The organism is Vibrio sp. THAF190c (assembly GCF_009363355.1).
In the GTDB taxonomy this organism is placed as follows: domain Bacteria; phylum Pseudomonadota; class Gammaproteobacteria; order Enterobacterales; family Vibrionaceae; genus Vibrio; species Vibrio fortis_A.
In genome coordinates, this window is record NZ_CP045339.1 from 1582550 (window position 1) to 1602076 (window position 19527).

21 protein-coding genes are annotated in these 19527 nt (G+C 44.5%); 15 read left to right on the forward strand and 6 right to left on the reverse strand.

Going from position 1 to position 19527, the window contains the following annotated elements; translation table 11 throughout:
• Positions 1 to 193: 193 nt before the first annotated feature.
• The 9 genes from FIV04_RS22020 (at position 194) to FIV04_RS22060 (ending at position 6758) form a co-directional block, all read left to right on the forward strand.
• Positions 194 to 823, forward strand: coding sequence for a PepSY-associated TM helix domain-containing protein (locus FIV04_RS22020; RefSeq protein ID WP_152470554.1), 630 nt, complete (start codon positions 194 to 196; stop codon positions 821 to 823).
• A 52-nt stretch (positions 824 to 875) separates the two neighbouring features.
• Positions 876 to 1394: a DUF2271 domain-containing protein gene (locus FIV04_RS22025; protein ID WP_152470555.1), complete on the forward strand. Its 519-nt coding sequence runs from the start codon at positions 876 to 878 to the stop codon at positions 1392 to 1394.
• 78 nt (positions 1395 to 1472) lie between these two features.
• Positions 1473 to 2309 carry a DUF4198 domain-containing protein gene (locus tag FIV04_RS22030; protein WP_152470556.1) on the forward strand — a complete coding sequence of 279 codons (837 nt, stop codon included), beginning with the start codon at positions 1473 to 1475 and terminating at the stop codon, positions 2307 to 2309.
• Positions 2310 to 2404: 95 nt separating this feature from the next.
• Positions 2405 to 2740 carry a hypothetical protein gene (locus FIV04_RS22035; protein WP_152470557.1) on the forward strand — a complete coding sequence of 112 codons (336 nt, stop codon included), beginning with the start codon at positions 2405 to 2407 and terminating at the stop codon, positions 2738 to 2740.
• Positions 2737 to 3303: a hypothetical protein gene (locus tag FIV04_RS22040; RefSeq protein WP_152470558.1), complete on the forward strand. Its 567-nt coding sequence runs from the start codon at positions 2737 to 2739 to the stop codon at positions 3301 to 3303. Before FIV04_RS22035 ends, FIV04_RS22040 begins: the two co-directional genes overlap by 4 nt.
• Positions 3304 to 3320: 17 nt before the next feature.
• Complete coding sequence (locus tag FIV04_RS22045) at positions 3321 to 4256, forward strand: zinc ABC transporter substrate-binding protein (protein ID WP_152470559.1); 936 nt, start codon at positions 3321 to 3323, stop codon at positions 4254 to 4256.
• Entirely contained in the window at positions 4256 to 4990 is a 735-nt protein-coding gene (locus FIV04_RS22050) for a metal ABC transporter ATP-binding protein (RefSeq protein ID WP_032552493.1), read from the forward strand. Before FIV04_RS22045 ends, FIV04_RS22050 begins: the two co-directional genes overlap by 1 nt.
• Positions 4990 to 5865: a metal ABC transporter permease gene (locus tag FIV04_RS22055; protein ID WP_032552494.1), complete on the forward strand. Its 876-nt coding sequence runs from the start codon at positions 4990 to 4992 to the stop codon at positions 5863 to 5865. The genes FIV04_RS22050 and FIV04_RS22055 overlap by 1 nt, the downstream gene beginning before the upstream one ends.
• A complete protein-coding gene (locus FIV04_RS22060; protein ID WP_152470560.1) occupies positions 5865 to 6758 on the forward strand; it encodes an ABC transporter substrate-binding protein in 894 nt (297 codons plus the stop codon). Before FIV04_RS22055 ends, FIV04_RS22060 begins: the two co-directional genes overlap by 1 nt.
• A 79-nt stretch (positions 6759 to 6837) precedes the next feature.
• Here the strand turns inward: FIV04_RS22060 and FIV04_RS22065 are convergent, their stop codons facing one another.
• Positions 6838 to 7044 carry a DUF2986 domain-containing protein gene (locus FIV04_RS22065; protein ID WP_032552933.1) on the reverse strand — a complete coding sequence of 69 codons (207 nt, stop codon included), beginning with the start codon at positions 7042 to 7044 and terminating at the stop codon, positions 6838 to 6840.
• Positions 7045 to 7224: 180 nt separating this feature from the next.
• On the opposite strand from FIV04_RS22065, the gene FIV04_RS22070 reads away from it, so the two are divergent.
• Positions 7225 to 7611 (forward strand): nitrous oxide-stimulated promoter family protein, encoded by a 387-nt coding sequence (locus FIV04_RS22070; protein WP_152470561.1) that lies wholly within the window; start codon positions 7225 to 7227, stop codon positions 7609 to 7611.
• A gap of 72 nt (positions 7612 to 7683) precedes the next feature.
• Here the strand turns inward: FIV04_RS22070 and FIV04_RS22075 are convergent, their stop codons facing one another.
• On the reverse strand, positions 7684 to 9081 hold the full coding sequence (locus FIV04_RS22075; protein ID WP_152470562.1) for an MATE family efflux transporter: 1398 nt from the start codon (positions 9079 to 9081) through the stop codon (positions 7684 to 7686).
• A 50-nt stretch (positions 9082 to 9131) separates the two neighbouring features.
• Between FIV04_RS22075 and FIV04_RS22080 the strand changes: the two genes are divergently transcribed.
• Positions 9132 to 10028, forward strand: a complete 897-nt coding sequence (locus FIV04_RS22080) for a helix-turn-helix transcriptional regulator (RefSeq protein ID WP_152470563.1) — start codon at positions 9132 to 9134, stop codon at positions 10026 to 10028.
• A gap of 203 nt (positions 10029 to 10231) precedes the next feature.
• On the opposite strand, the gene FIV04_RS22085 is transcribed toward FIV04_RS22080, so the two are convergent.
• Positions 10232 to 11383 (reverse strand): MFS transporter, encoded by a 1152-nt coding sequence (locus tag FIV04_RS22085; RefSeq protein ID WP_152470564.1) that lies wholly within the window; start codon positions 11381 to 11383, stop codon positions 10232 to 10234.
• Between the two features lie 256 nt (positions 11384 to 11639).
• Positions 11640 to 12683, reverse strand: coding sequence for an AraC family transcriptional regulator (locus FIV04_RS22090; protein WP_152470565.1), 1044 nt, complete (start codon positions 12681 to 12683; stop codon positions 11640 to 11642).
• A 253-nt stretch (positions 12684 to 12936) separates the two neighbouring features.
• Between FIV04_RS22090 and FIV04_RS22095 the strand changes: the two genes are divergently transcribed.
• Together FIV04_RS22095 and FIV04_RS22100 are read left to right on the forward strand one after the other, a co-directional pair.
• Positions 12937 to 14517, forward strand: a complete 1581-nt coding sequence (locus tag FIV04_RS22095; RefSeq protein ID WP_152470697.1) for a long-chain fatty acid--CoA ligase — start codon at positions 12937 to 12939, stop codon at positions 14515 to 14517.
• Complete coding sequence (locus FIV04_RS22100) at positions 14504 to 16165, forward strand: GMC family oxidoreductase (RefSeq protein WP_152470566.1); 1662 nt, start codon at positions 14504 to 14506, stop codon at positions 16163 to 16165. Before FIV04_RS22095 ends, FIV04_RS22100 begins: the two co-directional genes overlap by 14 nt.
• A gap of 104 nt (positions 16166 to 16269) precedes the next feature.
• On the opposite strand, the gene trxC is transcribed toward FIV04_RS22100, so the two are convergent.
• Entirely contained in the window at positions 16270 to 16704 is a 435-nt protein-coding gene (gene trxC, locus FIV04_RS22105) for a thioredoxin TrxC (protein ID WP_150869549.1), read from the reverse strand.
• A 122-nt stretch (positions 16705 to 16826) separates the two neighbouring features.
• On the opposite strand from trxC, the gene FIV04_RS22110 reads away from it, so the two are divergent.
• Both FIV04_RS22110 and FIV04_RS22115 read left to right on the forward strand, forming a co-directional pair.
• Positions 16827 to 17921 carry a ketoacyl-ACP synthase III gene (locus FIV04_RS22110; protein ID WP_152470698.1) on the forward strand — a complete coding sequence of 365 codons (1095 nt, stop codon included), beginning with the start codon at positions 16827 to 16829 and terminating at the stop codon, positions 17919 to 17921.
• A 19-nt stretch (positions 17922 to 17940) separates the two neighbouring features.
• Positions 17941 to 18405, forward strand: a complete 465-nt coding sequence (locus FIV04_RS22115) for a GNAT family N-acetyltransferase (RefSeq protein WP_152470699.1) — start codon at positions 17941 to 17943, stop codon at positions 18403 to 18405.
• Between the two features lie 126 nt (positions 18406 to 18531).
• Here FIV04_RS22115 and FIV04_RS22120 read toward each other — a convergent pair whose 3' ends face one another.
• A complete protein-coding gene (locus tag FIV04_RS22120; protein ID WP_152470567.1) occupies positions 18532 to 19410 on the reverse strand; it encodes an endonuclease/exonuclease/phosphatase family protein in 879 nt (292 codons plus the stop codon).
• Positions 19411 to 19527 lie beyond the last annotated feature (117 nt).

The window sequence follows — 19527 nt, forward strand, 5'->3', positions numbered from 1 at the left end:
TTATAAGGCCTAGTTCTAAACTCTATTTAAAACGCCATCGACTTACGTTGATGGCGTTTTTTATAAATCTCCCATCTAAATTCAATCACTTATCACTCTAAAAGCCTTACAAACGTAAACAATGTAAATTGAATGCCAATAAGAATGATTATCAACTAAATTGTCGCCCATAAATATTATAGGTACGTTTGGTATGTGGTTAAAAAGTAGGGCGGTTCAAATGTGGGCGCGCCGCCTTCATGTGTATATCTCAATGGCACTTCTTCTGGTGGTGTTGTTCTTCTCTGTAACTGGCATAACTCTAAATAGACCAGAGCTTTTTGAAGCTTCGAAGCCAAATATTCAAAGTCATACATTGACCTTACCTAGTCACCTATTCACGGTTCAAAATGAGCGATTAACCCCTAATGCAAAAGCTTTTCAACAGTTTTTGGTTGAAAAAGCAGACATATCGGGTACGCCTTCAGGCCTGGACATCTATACAGAAATTGAAGATGGCGAGCTATTGATTGGCGAAGTCTCAATGGATTTCAAAGGACCAGGTTATAACGCGTCTGTGTTCGCAGATGTGGTGATGCAAACCGTTGAAGTTGAGACGACAGATTATGGCGTTATCGCTTTGCTCAATGATCTGCATAAAGGTCGAAATAGCGGAGAGGTATGGAAGTGGTTCATCGATATCACTGCGCTTTTGATGATCTTCTTCGTGATCACTGGTGTGTGTTTATTACTTCCCAAAAAGAAAACGCTCAATACATCGATTAAGTGGATGTTGTTTGGATCTGCGTTGTCTTGGTTTATCTATTTTGTTGCTGTTCCGTAGTGCTGTTTAGTAGCGCTACAAACAAGTTAAACGGACTTTTTAAGGTTAAATAATGAAAAAAATCACTTGGAGTAAAGCTCTGATTGCGCTTTCTCTTCTTCCGACGTTCAGTATGGCTCAATCGTTGCCTGAATCGGCAAAGTTAGACGTTCAATTCGAATTACCAAAAATTGATACCACTATGTACGCAAGGCCTTATGTTGCTGTATGGGTGGAGGATAGCTCTCGTAAATCTGTAAAAACCATCGAGTTGTGGGTGGGTAAAGATGAATGGCTGAAAGATCTGCGTAGTTGGTGGAGAAAAGTAGGGCGTTACGACCGCGAGTTGGTTGATGCGGTTACTTCTGCGACGCGCCCAGCTGGTCAGTACCGATTCGCATGGGACGGAAAAAGTGATAGCGGTGAAAAGTTAGAACAAGGCGAATACACGATTCACATCGAAGTGGTTCGTGAGCACGGTGGTCGTAACTACTTACGTCAAAAAGTAATGCTCGGTAGCGAAAACGTCAGCTATCAACTAAAGCCTACCGAAGAAACCGGTGAAATTATTCTAGATTACCTAGTGAATTAATCACCCTACGAAATACAAAGCACATAAGCAGCTTTAAAACTCTATTAATCGATTTATACAGAAAGAATGGACTTATTCATGATGAAACAAACAAAGATGAAAGCGTTAGCTCTCGCTGGCGTTATGGCATTCGGTCTTGCAGCGACCACAACGGCTCAAGCACACCCACGCTGGATTCTTCCTTCTCATTTTACAGTTTCTAAAGAGGGCGGCGATTGGTTAACTTTTGATGTGACAGCGTCTCACGGAACATTTGTTTTTGATAAGCCTGCTGGTAGCGAAAGCGCACAAATCATCATGCCAGATGGCCGCAAAGAGCGCCCAAACTATGTTATCCGCGGTAAACGCCGTTCAAGCTTTGACTTCTATTTTGAAGAAGAAGGCACGCACAAGGTAGCGGTAAACAACGTTCCTTCTTACTACACGCAGTATAAAGCAGGCCGTCGCGACACTGTAAAATGGATGCGCGCTAACAAAGCAGAGCGTGATACGTTACTTCCTGAAAAGGCTCGTGATGTTGTGACTCAAATCAGCTACACCCGAGCGGAAAGCTACATTACCGTGGGTAAGCCGACTGAGAAGGCGTTTGAGATTGAAGGCAAGCTGCTTGAGATGAAACCTATTACTCACCCTGCAGATATCATTGAAGGTGAACCGGTTACTTTCCAATTCTTCTACAACGGAGAGATTCAGAAAGGCGTAACTGCGGAAATTACACGTGAAGGTACACTTTATCGTAACCACCAAGAGCAGATTGATGTGGTGAGCGATGAAAATGGCGAAATCACATTTACACCAGATGTAGCGGGTCGTTACGTAATGAAAGCAAACTACAAAGGTGAACTGAAAGACAACCCATTAGCGGACAAAGCAAGTTCAAACGTTCACCTAACATTTGAAGCGCTTCTTCAATAATCGCTTTGAAAAAGATGGTTTTATATTTAGGGCTCACTTGAGCCCTTTGTTGCTCAGTAAAGACACTGAGTTTTCCCTTTGCTAGGTAAATAGTTATGAGAATAAAAACACAATTAATCGGTTTAGCTAAACCATGTTTGGCTTTGGGTCTTGGCGTGATCGCGTTACCAGCACAGGCACACTTTCCATTAATGAGCTGCTGGTTTGAGAACGAGATTGTTGCATGTGAAGCTGGTTACTCTGATGGTAGTAAGGCAATCGACTATTCAGTTGAAATGTTTGACTATGAAGATAATTTAATTGCCAAAGAGATGACGGATAAGCGTTCTATCGCTGAATTCAAGAAGCCAGACGCGGACTTTTACATCGTGTTTGATTCGGGGCACGAGTTTCCTGTTGAAGTTGATGTCGTTGAGATCAGTGAGAAATGATCATTCAGTCTGTTAGAGCCGATACTGGCGGCAGAGAAGGTAAATGGGTGGCACTGATCATCGCTTCTATCTTAGGCTTTGCAACTCTTGCTATTCCATACCACCAAGCAGAAATTCATGTCACTACGGCATTTGAGCATCAAATTCTTGTTACCGACGTTGAACAAGAAAACCTCGCTATGCTTGCAGAGCTTAGATTGGCCCATGAAGAAATCAGGGATCTTTATCAAGACAATGATGAGCAATGGCCCGATGTAGAGTTCCTGCAAGAGGAATGGGTAGCGCCATTTACTCAAGATCAAAGCTGGAAAAGAAAAGGTGAACACAGCTGGAAGCTTCTAGGTTCAGGTTACTATTTTGCTTCACCGAAGCTAGCAGGTTTTGCCGACTCTTTTGTGATGAACGCGAACTCTATCGCTCCCGAGATTTGGATTAATCTGAAAGGTCAGGTTGAAGCACCAACGAAATTCGATATTGATGCATTATCAGCAGCAGGATGGAAGCAGGTGGTTACAGAGTCAGAAGCGATGGTAAATCAGCATCACGAAGATGATGCACATTAAAAAATATGAGAGAGCGCATGCGAATTATTACATTATTTTTCCTATTTTGGGCGTCTTTAAGCTCTATGTTTGTCAACGCTGCAGACTACAAAATTGATGAAGACAAACTGACTGTCGGCATCACACTTCAGCCTTACTATAGCTATGTTAAAGCGGTAGTCGGTGACAAAGTTAATATCCTTCCTTTGGTTGATGCAGGCTTTAACCCTCACAACTACTTGCCACAACCAAACGACTTAAAACGCCTCAGCCAGATGGATGTGATTGTTGTGAATGGTATTGGTCACGATGATTTCGCACTTAAAGTCATTGCCGCGTCACAACGTAACGACTTAGTGGTGATTGAAGCGAATAAAGAAGTGCCTCTACTGCCTGCATTGGGGCAATCTGTAGGCCAAGGCGCAGTAAATCCTCATACTTTCGTTGGGCTTTCTACGACTATTCAAAAGGTTTACACCATAGCTAGCGAACTATCTAAGCTTGACCCTGATAATGCGAAGTTTTACCGCAAGAATGCCCGCAAATACGCTAAGCAGTTCCGTTACATGAAGCGTGATGCGATGCTTTCTTTAGGGGAGCTAGACACGTCTGGGATGAAAGTAGCCACAACTCACAATGCTTACGGTTACATCTTACAAGAATTTGGTGTTGACGTAGCGGCGGTAATTGAACCTGCACACGGTGTAGAGCCAAGCGCAAGTCAACTTCAAGAAACTATTGAGAAGATCCGCCAATCGGGTATTGATGTACTCTTCTACGAACTGAATATGCCTAACCGCTTTGTAGACACCATTGAAACTGAAACCGGTGTTCAGTTATATCGCTTCTCACACATGACGCATGGTGCGTATGAAGACGACAAAGTTGAAGTTGAAATGAAACAAAATTTAGAAACCCTGATCGAAGCGATGAAGTTCGCTGCTAAGAATCAATCAGAAAAAGGGAAGGCATAATGCAAGGCCCTTCAATTTCTATCAATCGGCTTGGTCTCCAATACGACAATAATGTCATTCTTGAGGACATTTCTCTTGAGTTGGGCTCTGGCGAGTGTCATGTGATCATGGGACCAAACGGTGGTGGTAAAACATCTCTGCTTCGCTCAGTTCTTGGTTTAACGCCTTTTAGTGGTGACATCGATATACATTGGCCAGAAAAGCCAAGTATTGGTTATGTACCTCAGAAAGCGACTTTTGAGGCGAGTCTACCGCTAACTGTCATGGATTTCGTATTGCTCAACCAGAGCCGTGTACCATTGTTTTGGCGTCGTAAATCTAAGCAATTGCAAATGGCTTTGGCCCAACTAGACCGTGTCGGTATGGCAACACGTAGCGACCGCCGTATGGGACAGCTATCGGGTGGTGAACAGCAACGTGTTTTGTTTGCTCAAGCGCTACTGGATAACCCAAGCCTTCTGGTGCTTGATGAGCCAACTACAGGCATGGATGAACAAGGTGTTAGATATTTAGAGTCGCTCATTCGTGAATGTGTTGATGAGGGTAGAACAATCCTTGCTGTTCATCACGACGTTACAGCCGTAAGACGACTCGAAGCGAATGTTCATGTTGTGAATCGCGGGTTGGTTGACAGTGGCGCGCATCAAGAAGTGTTGCACCCAAGCAAAATCGAAAGCTTATTCCAACATTATAGCAGTGGCTCGAATTACACCAAACAGTCGGAGGTAGCGTAATGGATTGGCTACGTGAATTGGCGGCTTCTGGTGTTGAGGCTGGAATACTGTCTGAAAGTTTTATGTACGCCTTTATGGTAAACGCACTGGTGGCAGCTCTATTGTTAGGCCCGTTACTTGGTGGCTTAGGTACTTTGGTTATTGCTAAGCGTTTGGCATTTTTCTCTGAGGCTGTTGGTCACGCCGCATTGACGGGGATTGCTATCGGAGTCTTACTTGGCGAGCCACCAGAGAATCCGTTTATTGGCCTTTTCAGCTTCTGCATGATCTTCGCATTGTTACTGCATTTCGTGAGAAACAGAACCAACGTTCCTTATGACACTTTGGTGGGGGTATTTTTAGCGTTGGCGTTAGCTGTGGGCGCGGCGCTTTTGATGTATGTCGCGCGTAAGATCAACATCCACATGTTAGAGAACGTGTTGTTTGGTTCGATATTAACAGTGACGGACCGCGACTTAGCGATTCTAGCAGGAAGCTGCGCATTGATTATCTTGTTACTGATTCCAACGTTTAATCGTATTCTACTGACCTGTATTAGCCCTGATATTGCAAAAGTGCGCGGCTACAACACCAGTTTCTACGACTATCTGTTCGTAATGATGATCACCTTGGTTACCATCGCTGCGGTTAAGATTGTTGGAGCTGTGTTGGTGGGCGCACTGTTGCTCATCCCAGGCGCTACAGCTCGTTTGTTAACAAAGCGCATGGGCAGTTTTGTGCTGTTATCTGCGTTGTTAGCAACCATTGCATGTTTAGTAGGAACCATATTACCGATGGAGCTGAAACTTCCTGTCCCTTCAGGTGCATCTATCATTATCGTGTCTGCAAGCTTCTTCCTTTTGGCGACACTATATCGAATCGTGAGAAAAGCGTAATGATTAATCGAAAGTTAAAGAAAGTAGGGCTAGCGTCGAGTTTAGTGACTGTATGCATCTTCTCTGCAGCAAGCCATGCGGAAGATATTTTGGTCAGCACCCCTGTAACTTATGCATTGGCGACTGAATTAACAAAAGGCACAGAGCTAACAACGGAATACCTACCTCCAAAGCGATACGGTATTGAGCGTTTGCCGAATTGGTTCTCAACGAAAGGGCAAGCGAAAGTCATGGCGTCGGGTGCGGAAGCAACGGTAGCGCTAACTCTGGGCTCAGTATGGCCTGAGGACCCAACGTTTGTACATGCGAGGCAAGCCAATATTCATTTGGTCGAGGTAGATGCCGCACAAGCTATTACACCGAGAGCACAGGGCGTAGCTGCGTTGACGTTGCCCAATGGCCAAGTATCAAAATATGCGTGGTTGAATCCGACGAACTTAACTCGTATGGCGGCAATTGTTGCAGACGATTTTAAAAAGCTTTGGCCTACGAAAGCTGAGCAGATTGATGGCAACCTACAACGTATCATGTTGGACGTGCGCGAGCTGATCAATCAACAACAAGCCGTGCTTCTCGATAATGAAGTAGATTCCGTAGTGTTGCTTAATGAAAGCCTTGAAGATTTTGCGTCAGGCAGTCAGTTGTTCGTTGAAGAGAGATTGTTCACGGCGGAACTAGAGTGGTCAGAACAAGACAAAGCAAACCTTAAAGCGTTGTTTGAAGATGATGATTCATTATGGCTAGTCACATCACGAAAGCCAACCAAGCTACTTAAATCTTTGGTACCAGAAAGTCGCATTTTGGTGGTCGACTCGTTAGATCGTTGGGGGCGTGCAGGTATTGATTCACAGATGCCATTAAAACGCTGGGAGCTAAAACCAGTTAAGAGCTAACTTCGATAACATCCATAACTAAAAAAGCAGCCACGAGGGCTGCTTTTTCGTATTTATGATTCGATACAGTGAATCTGTTTTATTCAGACGCGGTATCGCTATCGCTGCTTGTTTCAGAAGAAAGGTCACTTTGCTCTGCAGCAGCTTGTTGTGCTTTCTCTTCTTCTTCCATTTTTGCGCGCTCAGCTTTTGAGATGTAGCGAGGTTTATTGCTCTTATGCAGCTTGGCGTTCGCCTTTTTCTGTTTCTTTTTTAATATATCATTGATCTTTTTCTTGCGATTCATGGCTGCATAACCTTGTAATTTATTAAGGCGTTGGAGGATAATCATTTTAGATAAATAACTCAATGCTTGAGTGGCGATTTAACGCAATGAGATAGGGACATGATAGGTAGGCGAATACGATTCGTCTGTATACACAAAGGAGTGTGGATTTGTCGCTCAATGGTTGGCAAGTGAGAGTTCATGTACCAAAGCAAAGATATATTAATTGGTGGGTTAGCAACCGAGTTTAAAACGGTTGTTGCTATGGTTGAGATCTATTGTAAAGATCACCATAGGACGAACGGCCTGTGTCAGGAATGTACTACTCTGCTTGAGTATGCAGAGACGCGTTTGGACCGATGTCCATATGGTGAGGCAAAACCAACTTGTAATAAGTGTCCAATACACTGTTATAAACCTGACCCTAAAGAACAGATGCGTTTGGTCATGCGCTACTCAGGGCCGAGGATGCTACTTAAACATCCAATATTGGCGATTCGTCACCTGTTACACGAAAGGCGTGTTGCTCCAATTAAGCCCGAAGCGAATGCTTCAAATCGCCATGTAAGGATGAGTAAGAACAAATAAATAAGGGCCTGTTAGTCAGGCCCTTATCTTTGATATTGTCATTGTGTTTCAGTAGACATGTTTAGAAAAGCGTTAAGCTGTTTGAGGCTCTTCTGTACTGATCGTCAGGTTATTAATCCAGCGGCGGCTCATATAGCGATGTGAACAGATCGCTAACTTCACCACTTCTTCTACTAACATCAGACCGTAGATGTATTTGAAATCCCACCCTGCAATGAAGGCGCCGTAGAAGCAGACAGGAATACCTACCATCCACATTGCGATAAAGTCCATTCTTAGGCAGAAAGGGTTATCTCCGCCTGCGCGAATAATACCGTTGATGATCACCATGTTTAGCATACGAATCACCACTGCAAAGCACATGATAGTGATTGCTGGTGATGCAAGTGGGTAGAGTGCAGTCTCATCGAGGTTTAGCCATGTAAGAACATGTTCTTTGCCCATAAATAGAGCAGCTCCCACTAGTACGCCGAAACCTACTACCGCTTTAATAAACGTCAGCCCCATACGCATCGCTTGGTCAAACTCGTCACGACCAAGTGAATGACCAAGCAACACTGAGCACGCAACGGATATACCGAAGAACACGGAATAACAAAGCGACTCAAAAGGCGCCAACATTGAGAACACAGCAAGCTCAGTGGTTCCCATGTGACCAAAGATCATTTGATACGCCATAGTCCCGACAGCCCAAAGAACAGCGTTAAGCGTCAATGGCAATGCTAAGCGACGGTAAGAAAGCCATAACGAAGGGCGGTGCATAGAGCTCTCCGTTGTTAACAACCAGTGCTTTTTCACTCTCATGTACGCGTACATCATGCCGACTTGAATTAAGCGCGCTAATGTTGTCGCTAAAGCTGCACCCGCTACGCCCATCGCTGGTAAACCAAATGCACCTTGAATCAGCACAAAGTTTAACGCGATGTTTAGTGCGATGGTGATTGCACCAAGGATCAGCGGTGTCACTGTATCACCAGAAGAACGCATGCTTGCTTCTGTCACAATCACAATGTGTGTCAGTAGCAATACTGGGAAGCCATACCAAAGGTAAGTTGCACCTAAGTCAATGACAGATTGATCGCTGGTTTGCAGCATCATTAACAGTTTTGCGCCTAAGGTGATTACCAAGGTAACAGGTACCAGTACCTTGAGACCGAACGTCATAGCGATTGAGGTCACGGTGCGAGCGCTCTTGCGGTCACTTTTGCCCCAATATTGAGCAACCAGCGTACCGTTTGCTGATGCTAGTCCTGCCATAATCATAATGGCGACGAAATGCCATTTTGATGCGATTCCCACAGCGGCAGCGGGTTCCATACCAAAATCACTCACCATTAGCACATCGGCTAAGGCAAGTATTGCAACCAAGGCGCTTTGTAACGCGACAGGCAAACCAAGCTTGATTATACGAGATAAAAGGTGCTCTGGCTTGTGGTTGGCATTTGAGTTAGGGTTAATGTTCGTGGTCATAAGCTCTCCAATTGATAGCAGAACTATAGTGATTTGGAAGAGATAAAAACATGTTCAAAAAACAACAAAACCTGTGCAAATCCGTCATGGATGAAATGAAACCAAAAACCGTTTGGCAAGATGAAGTCTTTCTTGCCGAAACATGTAAAGAGCGGTTTTTGACCGTTGAAGATATTCCAGAAATGAAACGTAGTGGAGTATTCATGGGGGGAATGGCGAAGCTGTATGATCAGTATTGGGTCGAGCGAGAGCGAGTGAACGTCCATACTTTGATCTTCACTCAAGAAGGAGGAGGAATCTTAACCACACCAGATTATGTCCAAGAGATCTCTCCTTACACTTTGGTTGTCCTTCCAGCGGGCAGCGCGTTTCGCTTTGAATTAGACCCACGACAAAACTTTTGGAAAATGGCGTGGATGCTATTGCCCGATACTGAACAGTGGGAGCACATTGCCGATTTAGGTCAGTCGATTGTGCCGTTCAGTGAGTGCGAGCAAGTTTGGTCATTGATGAATCTGATCTATTTTGAGATCGGAGGGCGAGCAAGCTATCGCAAGTTGTTGGTCAGTGAAATCGTAAGAATGCTGACCGGATTTGAACCGAAGTCCACCAGCACAACAGCGCGAGTTCAAGCGCTCTACAATGAAATTGAAAGTAGCTTACACCTGCCTTGGACTGTTGCAGGTATGGCGGAACAGGTGTTTGTGAGTGAAGAGCAACTGAACAGGGTGACTAAGTCTCTGTTTCACATGTCACCAAGGAGTAAGCTTATTCAGTTAAGAATGGAAAAAGCCGCGAGCTTACTTAAGTATCGAGAATGGTCTATCTCGATGATTTCACATCGTTTAGGCTATAAAGATCCATATAATTTCTCGCACCGATTTAAAAAGCACTTTGGACTATCTCCCAGTCAATATCGTAAGCGGCTGATTGACCATGTTAAGTGATTAGAGGGCTAAATGATCATTGTTCGATTTTACTGATGTAGAAAGCAAAGTAATGAAAGTAGTGAAAGAACGAGCGTGTTATTAGCCGGAGTGGGAATGTAGTGATGAGTGCTTGTGATAGATTCGACAAGAATATTTGGCGCTGAACTTAGTGTGTGGAGTGTACTAAAGGTTCAGCGCCAAAGTGTTTGTGGAGAAGCTTATTATTCGCCCGCAATTTGTAGGTGAGAGCGCTTTAGGCTTGCAATCAACATGTAGATCGTTGTCGCCAATAGAGAGGCAAACAAGTAGGTAAACAGACCTGCTTGAGAATCCATAAAGCTATCTGCGACGATAGGGCCAGCAACCGAGCCAATGCTGTAGCAAAGTAGCATCACTTGCGTCACAGACACCAGGTAGCTTGGGTCTAAGTTGCGGCAACCTAGGTTAATTGCAATTGGGTATAGAGCGAATGTCGCCATCCCAAGTGCAAAAAGGCTCATGCCTAGCACGTAAAGGCCTGCGTTTAGTGTCAGTACCGCAATGCTAGCAACGCCCATCAGGCTAAATAGTGCCATCAACAGGACCTGACCAACATATTTAGACAACCAAGTGACAACCGGTTGTACCGCCATACCGCCAATGATAACCAGTGCCATTAGGCCACCAATGTCTTCGTGTGCAATGTTACGCTGCTCTAGCTCGACTGGCATTAGACCGTAGATAGCACCAAGTGTTAGACCAGATACAATGCATCCGATAAGCGCGCTGTGGCTCAGTTTGCTGATCTGCTTAAGTGACAATGTTTGTGCGTCGTGCATCTGTGGTGCGGTTGCTTGACCATAAAGCAATACAATGATCGCGCCAAACAGCAGTGTGAACATTGCAATGAACGGCACGCCACCAGTAATGCCTAAGTACCCGATCCCTAACTGACCAATAGCAGAGCCACCGTAAAGTGAACACATGTAAATAGCCAAGCGTTTTGCACGTTGAGACTCTTCACCGCTCATTAGCCAAGATTCAACAATCACAAAGATACCCGCAACCGAAATACCTGCGATGAAGCGTGCTACCAACCATACTCCAGCATTAGGGAGTAATGGCAGTACAAGAATCGTTGCGATAAACACACTTAAGCAAAGCACGAATGCACGTTGGTGACCAACTTTTGCAATCGCACGCTCAATCAGTAACGTGCCTGCTAATAGACCTGCATAGAACGCACTTGCTAACCAACTCGATAATGAACTTTCTAGACCGTACTCAGATAACATTAATGGCAAAGAGCTCATCAAGTAACCTGATGCAATCGCGTAGAAAGACAGCGCAATAACTGGAACGGTTATGCGAGTGTTGGTTTGGATGTTGTCCAATGCGGTAGCCTCTATATAGTTGTGGAACAGTGAATTTTCCGCGACTATGGGGCACAAAGGGCGTTAGGTAAAACGAATTAAAATGACCGTTAAGATAAAAGATTTTTATCGAGTAGAATCGATAAAATAACGGCATAAAACAGACTCGAAAGCGGGTCAAAATGACGTTAAAACCGGTTAATTGATTGTGCGTCCAATAAAATTTGGACACAGATTTGAATCGTTTTATTGGGCGCTATAGATTGACACAGTTGCTTTACTCTAAGGGTGCTCCCGAAAGAAGGTTTTTTCGAAAAGCTCGTGGTGCAACACCGCTCCATTTTCGAAACGCATGTCGAAAGTTGGCACTGTCGGAAAAACCGACGCGCTCAGAGATCTCTTCAATGGAAAATTGAGTTGAGTGCAAATAGTGTTTGGCTAGGTGAAAGCGCACATGATCGAGAATCTGTTGGTAGCTAGTACCGCAGGTTTTCAAATGGCGTCTCAGTGTACGGGATGACATGCCCAACTGTTTTGACAGTGCTTCAATCGAAGGGTAGTTGCCAGGGTTCTCGAGAAAACATTGCGTAACTTGTTCTCGCAGGTTGCTTGGTGAACTGATCTTTTTAAGTAGATCATCACAGGAGTTGAGACACATTTTTAGTGTTATAGGGTTAGCGGTTGGCAACGGTGCATAGAGGCAAGCCGAATCAAACTCCCATTCCAACTGTTGGCTATCGAATTCGACAGGGCAATGAAATACTTCTTGGTAACGATGCCCATATTCTGGTTCAGGGTAGGGAAAACGAATCACCTTTGAAGGAAAAGGCTGTTGCATTACTTCTTCGCATAGGCTTTGAATCGCTGCAAACCAGTATTCACAGCAGAAAGGTAACAAGCCTTCGATATCGACAAGCTGTTCAGCGCGAAAATAACCGGTCTTTTCATTGACTGACATGGTTTTCTTGAGAACGGGTCCCGCAAGTTTTAAGTACTTAAATCCCATCAATAAAGAATCGAGTAGTGTATTACTACTAAAAACTGCATACCCCAAGACGCCAAAATCACTAAAGCGAGCCTGTAGCCCAACATTCAGCCCTAGTTCCTTCTCTTCAGTGATAGCCAACGCGTTACTGTATACCGCGAGCTTTTGTGCAAGGGAGATATGAGCATCAGGGGCTGTAAGCTGCAATGGATCAATATGGGTGCCTTCGAGTAGCTCAGGGATTGGAACTCGAGTGTCTAAATAACGTAGCAATAACTGGACGTCCAAAATCCCAAAAGCTTGTAAATCGGGCTCATAAACCGCGCATTGCTCCATGTAGTCCTCCTAGTTTCACCCAAACAGTAACAATTCCCATTGCTTTGTCCGAATATCACCGTTTTTTGTCTTTATGCAACCTGTGTTGGATGTTATCAAAATGTTGTAATCATGAAAGTTCGATGATTGCTAAAGGAGACATGGAGTCCTAAAAGCATTCGGTAAACTCGACGAAATTTGAAATGGATCTAGCTGGTGGCGATGTATTAACGTCTTTCTCGTTACATTGTCACTTAAAAATGAGGAGAGCATGATGCACAACCTGGCAGTAAACCTAGAACGTAGCGCGGCGATATTCCCTACGAAACCTGCATTGCGATGGCAAGACAAACAAGTAAGTTATCAAGAGCTAAACGATCTGTCTGGTAAGGTTGCCTTTCATTTGAAGCAGCTTGGTATACAACAAGGCGACAAGGTAGCTTTGTCTTGTCCTAACACCGCTGAATTCGTTATTGCTTACTATGGCATTCTTAAAGCGGGTGCTGTTGTGGTTCCTTTAAATATTCTATTCAAGGCTCGTGAAGTTGAATACCACCTCAAAGATTCGGACGCTAAGGCGTTTTTATGTCATCAAGGGGATCCAACTTTGCCTATTGCTGATTTTGGTAAGCAAGGCTTTGACCAAGTGGAAGGATGCGAACACTTTGTATTGATGAGTGACGTCACTTCTGATGCTGAAAGCCAATTCAAACGTTGGTTAGAAACCAGTGAACAAGAAATCAGCCAAAATCAATCAGAAGCTCAGGTAGTCGCGGGGGATGATACGGCGGTTATCCTCTATACCTCAGGTACGACGGGGCAACCTAAAGGTGCAGAACTGTCGCATACCAACATGCACACTAACGCGATGTCATCACAATATCTGATGAGGTTAGAGTACAGTGACACCACACTCGCAACATTGCCGTTGTTCCACAGTTTTGGCCAAACGGTGATGATGAATGCCAGTCTCTTAACGGGCGCGACAATTGTACTGATTCAGCGTTTTGACCCTTCAGATGTCATTGATCAGATCATTGATCACAAGGTGAGTGTGTTTGCTGGGGTACCTACTATGTACATGGCTATTCTTAAAGCAGGACAAGTGTGCCAAGAGCGTTCAGACAAAGTCAAACATAGCTTAAGGCTTGGTGTGTCAGGTGGCGCTTCAATGCCCGTTCAAACTATCCGTCAGTTTGAAAAACAGTTTGAATTACCCATTTTAGAAGGTTATGGATTATCAGAAACCGCACCAGTAGCGACATTCAATCACATTGATGGTGATAGAGTCGCGGGCAGTGTTGGCCAGCCGCTATGTGGTCACTTGATTAAAGTGACGGACATTGAGGGAAACAGCGTAATTAGAGGCGAGCTGGGTGAGATATGCATTAAGAGCCCGAGTGTAATGAAAGGCTATTATAAGAGGCCCAAAGCGACAGAAGAGAGTATTCGTGATGGATGGTTTCTAACAGGTGACATCGGAAAGCTTGATGACCATGGTAACTTGTTCATTGTTGACCGTGTGAATGACATGATCATACGTGGTGGCTATAACGTTTACCCGCGTGAGATTGAAGAAGTTCTGATGTGTCATCCGGATGTAGAGATGGCAGCCGTGGTTGGTGCACCGGATGATAAGCTTGGCGAAGAAGTTCACGCTCATGTGGTGGTACGTGAACTGGCGTCGGTCAATGCCAAAGAGCTTCAGTCTTGGTGCCGTAGCCAACTCGCTGATTATAAATATCCACGCCATGTGTATATACGCACAGTGTTACCAATGACGGCAACGGGCAAGATACTTAAACGCGAACTGAGCCCGACACAAGGGAAGGAGTACATCAATGACGCAGTATGATTTCATTATTGTCGGAGGTGGCTCTGCGGGCTGCGTGTTGGCTTCTCGGCTCTCAGAAGACCCCAATGTCGAAGTCTGTTTGTTAGAGGCTGGTGGTAAAGACAATAGCCCTTTGATTCATACACCTGTCGGCGTTGCTGCCATTATGCCGACCAAGATCCACAATTGGGGTTTTGAGACGGTTCCTCAGCCCGGTTTAAATGGACGTAAAGGGTATCAACCACGCGGTAAAACATTGGGAGGTTCTAGTTCTATCAATGCCATGATGTACGCCCGTGGCCACAAATATGACTACGATTTATGGCAAGAAATTGGGAACGCAGGATGGAGCTATCAAGACTGTTTGCCTTACTTTAAGAAAGCTGAGAACAACGAACAACACTTCGATGATTATCATGGACAAGGTGGGCCGTTGAACGTGGCTAACCTTCGGAGTCCGAGCCAGATGATTGAGCGCTACTTAGACGCTTGTGAATCCATCGGTGTACCACGAAACCCAGACATTAACGGTGCAGATCAATTTGGCGCGATGGCAACTCAAGTGACTCAGTTAAACGGAGAGCGATGTAGCGCCGCTAAAGCGTATCTAACACCAAACCTAGAACGAAACAACCTAACCGTTGTCACCAACGCAACCGTGCATAAGGTACTCTTTGAGGGAAAAACAGCAGTCGGCATTGAATACGGCACAAAAGGGCAATCATTTCAGATCGGTGCTCGCAAAGAAGTCATACTATCTGCAGGGGCCTTCGGTTCACCGCAGATTCTGATGTTGTCAGGCGTTGGCGCAACAAATGAGCTTGAACAGCATGGATTGCCAATAGTTCACTCGTTAGAGGGGGTCGGGCAAAACCTTCAAGATCACATAGACCTGATTCACAGTTACAAGTGCAGCGACAAACATGAGACGTTTGGTATATCACTGCAAATGAGCGCGGACATGACCAAAGCGCTACCTTTATGGTTCAAAGAGCGAACCGGCAAAATGACCAGTAATTTTGCCGAAGGTATTGGTTTCTTTTATTCCGAGCAGGGTTTAACGGTACCAGACCTAGAATTTGTGTTTGTCGTCGCTGTTGTCGATGACCATGCGCGGAAAATTCATATGAGTCACGGGTTTAGTTCTCACGTCACTCTATTAAGGCCGAAAAGCCGCGGAACCGTCGCACTTCAAAGCAATAATCCATACGATCCACCAAAGATTGATCCAGCATTCTTCAGTGATCCAGACGATATGGAAGTGATGATAAAAGGATGGAAGAAACAACATCAAATGATGGAAAGCGCGCCGTTTGATGATGTTCGCGGAGCAAACTTTTATCCAGTCGACGCTTCAGATGACCAAGCCATTGAGCAAGATATTCGAAATCGTGCAGATACTCAGTATCACCCGGTAGGTACTTGCAAAATGGGTACCGCATCGGACAAAGCCGCAGTGGTGGATGAAAACCTTAAGGTTTATGGATTACAAGGAATCAGAGTGGTTGATGCGTCTATTATGCCAACCTTAGTTGGGGCGAATACCAATGCACCGACGATCATGATTGCTGAGAAGATTTCTGATCAGATCAAAAAGGAGCACGGCTTGTGTGAATTCCGAAAGTCAGAAGAAGGTGAGATGACAAAAGAGCATGAGCTAACGATTTAAATGCAATATTAAGGCTTTTTATCGCCATATCTAACAAAGTGTTGCGGTTTAAGTAAGTACGCGAGAAAAGTCAGAACAGTGTAGGCTGTTCTGACTTAATGTATTTACTTGGTTAGAGCTTGATTAAGCCACTGATCAAATTGGCCTTTTGGTAAAGCGCCATTAATAGTATCCACCACTTTACCTTGTTTAAACACCATCACGGTTGGAATACTACGAATAGCAAATTGAGCAGCGAGCTGTTGTTGCTCTTCGGTATTGATCTTCACAAAGCGCACATTGCCGTTTCGTTCAGCGGCAACATCACTAAATACCGGTGCAAAGCCGACACATGGATTACACCATGTTGCCCAGAAATCGACCACAACAGGTTGGTCACTGTTAAGTAGCGTTGAAAAGTTAACACTGGTTCCTTCCACTGGCGCACCATCTAGGAGTGGCGCTTTACACTTACCACATGTCGGGCTTTCTGAAACTCGCTCAGAGGGAACACGGTTAACACCCTGACAAGCAGGGCAACGAGTATTGAATGTAGACATAACTTTCTCTTTTTATTGCTCCACATTGACTAACGCGATTTACGAACTAGCCCCTGTGTGCTTATACTGTTTGAAACAACACTACGATACTCAAATAAAAACAAACAATAAATAGGTAAATGATGACAAAGTTTTACGCTGAAATTACCGGGTGGGGAAAGTGTCTACCGCCAGCGACGCTCTCCAATGATGACCTCAGTACTTTTATCGATACGTCTGACGAGTGGATTCGTACAAGAACAGGGATTGAAAACAGAAGAATTAGCCACGTTAATACATCTGATTTAGCGACAGTTGCAGCTCAGCATGCGATGGCTTGTGCTGGTTTGACTGCTGATGATATTGATATCGTCATTGTTGCGACTTGCTCTCCTGACTCTCTTATTCCAAACACAGCTTCAAAAGTACAGCAAAACCTTGGTATTAAAGGCGCAGCAGCATTTGACTTAAATGCTGCGTGTACTGGCTTCCTTTATGGTCTTGAAACGGCGACGCGCTTAATTCAAGCGGGTAACTACCGTAACGCGATCGTAATTGGCGCTGAGAGACTGTCATTCTTCATTGATTGGACCAAGCGTGACACCGCTGTACTGTTTGGTGATGGAGCCGGTGCTGCTGTGCTGTCTCGCACTGAAAAGCAAGTTGGTCTACAACAAGCTCAAATTGGTTGTGATGCGGAAGGCCGCGATATTCTCGCTGTGCCGAAGTTCGGTACTTCAATGGATCGTTTTGCCGCAGACAATGGTTACTGGGATTTTGACTTCGTTGGTAAAGAGATCTTCAAGCGTGCAGTGAAAGGCATGGGCGCAGCCGCTCATACAGTTCTTAGTCGCACAGGTATCTCAACTGACAACATTGATGTGGTTATCCCACACCAAGCGAACATCCGTATTATTCATACTTTGTGTGACATGGCGGGTATTGAAAAAGAGAAGGCCTTCGTTAACATTCAGAATTACGGTAATACCTCTGCCGCAACTGTGCCTATTGCTATGTGTGAAGCGCTTGAACAGGGTGCTGTTAAGCCAGGTGCGAATATTCTTGTTGCTGCCTTTGGCGCAGGTCTTACATGGGGTGCTGGTCACATTACTTGGGGTGAGCGTGTCGAACCATTAGGGGCTTCGGATGCAACACTTCCAGAGAATGATAAATCGGCGCTGGAGCTTTTAGAAAAAGCAATTTTACACTGTAAAACACGCCCTAATTCAGAGATGTAATTTGATGAACGTAAGGTTAATGCAAGCTGAAGACCTTGATAGTGCAGCTAAAGTTCACCAACAAGCGTTTGTACGCCAAACCAGGTCAAAAGAGTGGTTACAATGTAACTTAAATGCATCGCCACGCTTCATTAACTTTGTATTAGAGCTCGATGGAGAGATTCAAGGTTACATTATCTGGGTTCAAAAAAGCGGTTTTCGTCCAGAAGCTGTTTTAGAGTTAGAGCAATTGGCGGTTTCTACTGAACAACAAGGTAAAGGCTTAGGCCGTACACTGATACTTGATTCGTTAAAAACAGTCAAAGAAGTGCTAGCTGAACAAGGCTCAACGCTTAAACATGTTTTGGTGACGACTCGGGCAGATAACTTTGCACAGCAATTGTACAAATCAACACTGGGTGCTGAGGTTGAAACCACGATTTCAAACTTATACTCGGCTGATGAAGTACTCATGATCGCAAGAAACGTAGGTCAACGAATTTAGTTTTCCTTGTTTCTTAAAACGCCCGCAGTGATGTTTATCTCTGCGGGCGTTTTTTCGTTTTTCTATCTTGCGGCTTTTGACTATTATTTTGAGTTGCGAATCTTACTTTTGAATTGAGTTAATGCCCTAACGTTCTATCTGCGTTGATACAGGGCAGTGATCACTAAGAAAGTAGTCAAGGACATCTTGAGAAGGGAACACGTATTGTTTTGTCGATGATGTACTCAAATCGTCACTGACTACAATGTGGTCGATCAGAGAGCGGAATTGATGAGTACGGTGTTTGTTGCGGTTGGAGCGTACTTTACAGTCCGCCGCCGTTGAACGGGTTGCTAATTGCGCTCGGTTGTTTTCACTCAGTACAGACCAAAGCCAATCACCACGATATGATAGGTTATGGTTGAAGTCACCCAGTACCGCATAACTCTGTTGTTTCTTTTCCCGTTCTACTATCCAATCATTTAACAGCTTAGCTTGCTGCTTGAGTCGCTCACAGTTGTTATTGCGCTTGTAAGCACCGCTACAACCCGCTTTTAAGTGTACAGAGAGCAAATGTACCGGCTTATCATGAAGCTTCGCTACAATGTAGCTTGCAAACCTAAGTTTACTGCCAGAGCGTGTTTCAAGCTTTAAGTCGGGCTTATTAACGACATTAATATTTTGCCTAACAGCGAAGCCTGTGTATTGGTTTACATCTGAGAACTGGTTCGCTTTGTATCGGTTAGATGCTCGGTCAGACATCACGATCCGAAAATCAGGACCAACAACGCGCTTTATAGCCTCAATATTATCGACCTCTTGGAATGCCATCACATCGCTATTGAGTTGCTTAAAGTGGTAAGAGAGTTGGTTGAAATCTTTCTCCTTACGAAGCTCACTCATTTTATTCACAGCCTCATTGGTTGATAACCATTCAATATTCCAACTTGATATGCTTAGAGGTGCACTTAAAGCGGTACTACTAAATAGGCAGGTGGTGATAACCCACTTTTGAAGTCTATTCACGGCGTTTTTCTCTGAATTTAGTGTTGATTTTCCCTGAGCCGTTATCCTACAACACTTGGCAAAAATTCAAGGCTTTTTAGCCACTTTTTTATTGTTACATTGTTTCTTTTTCGACTT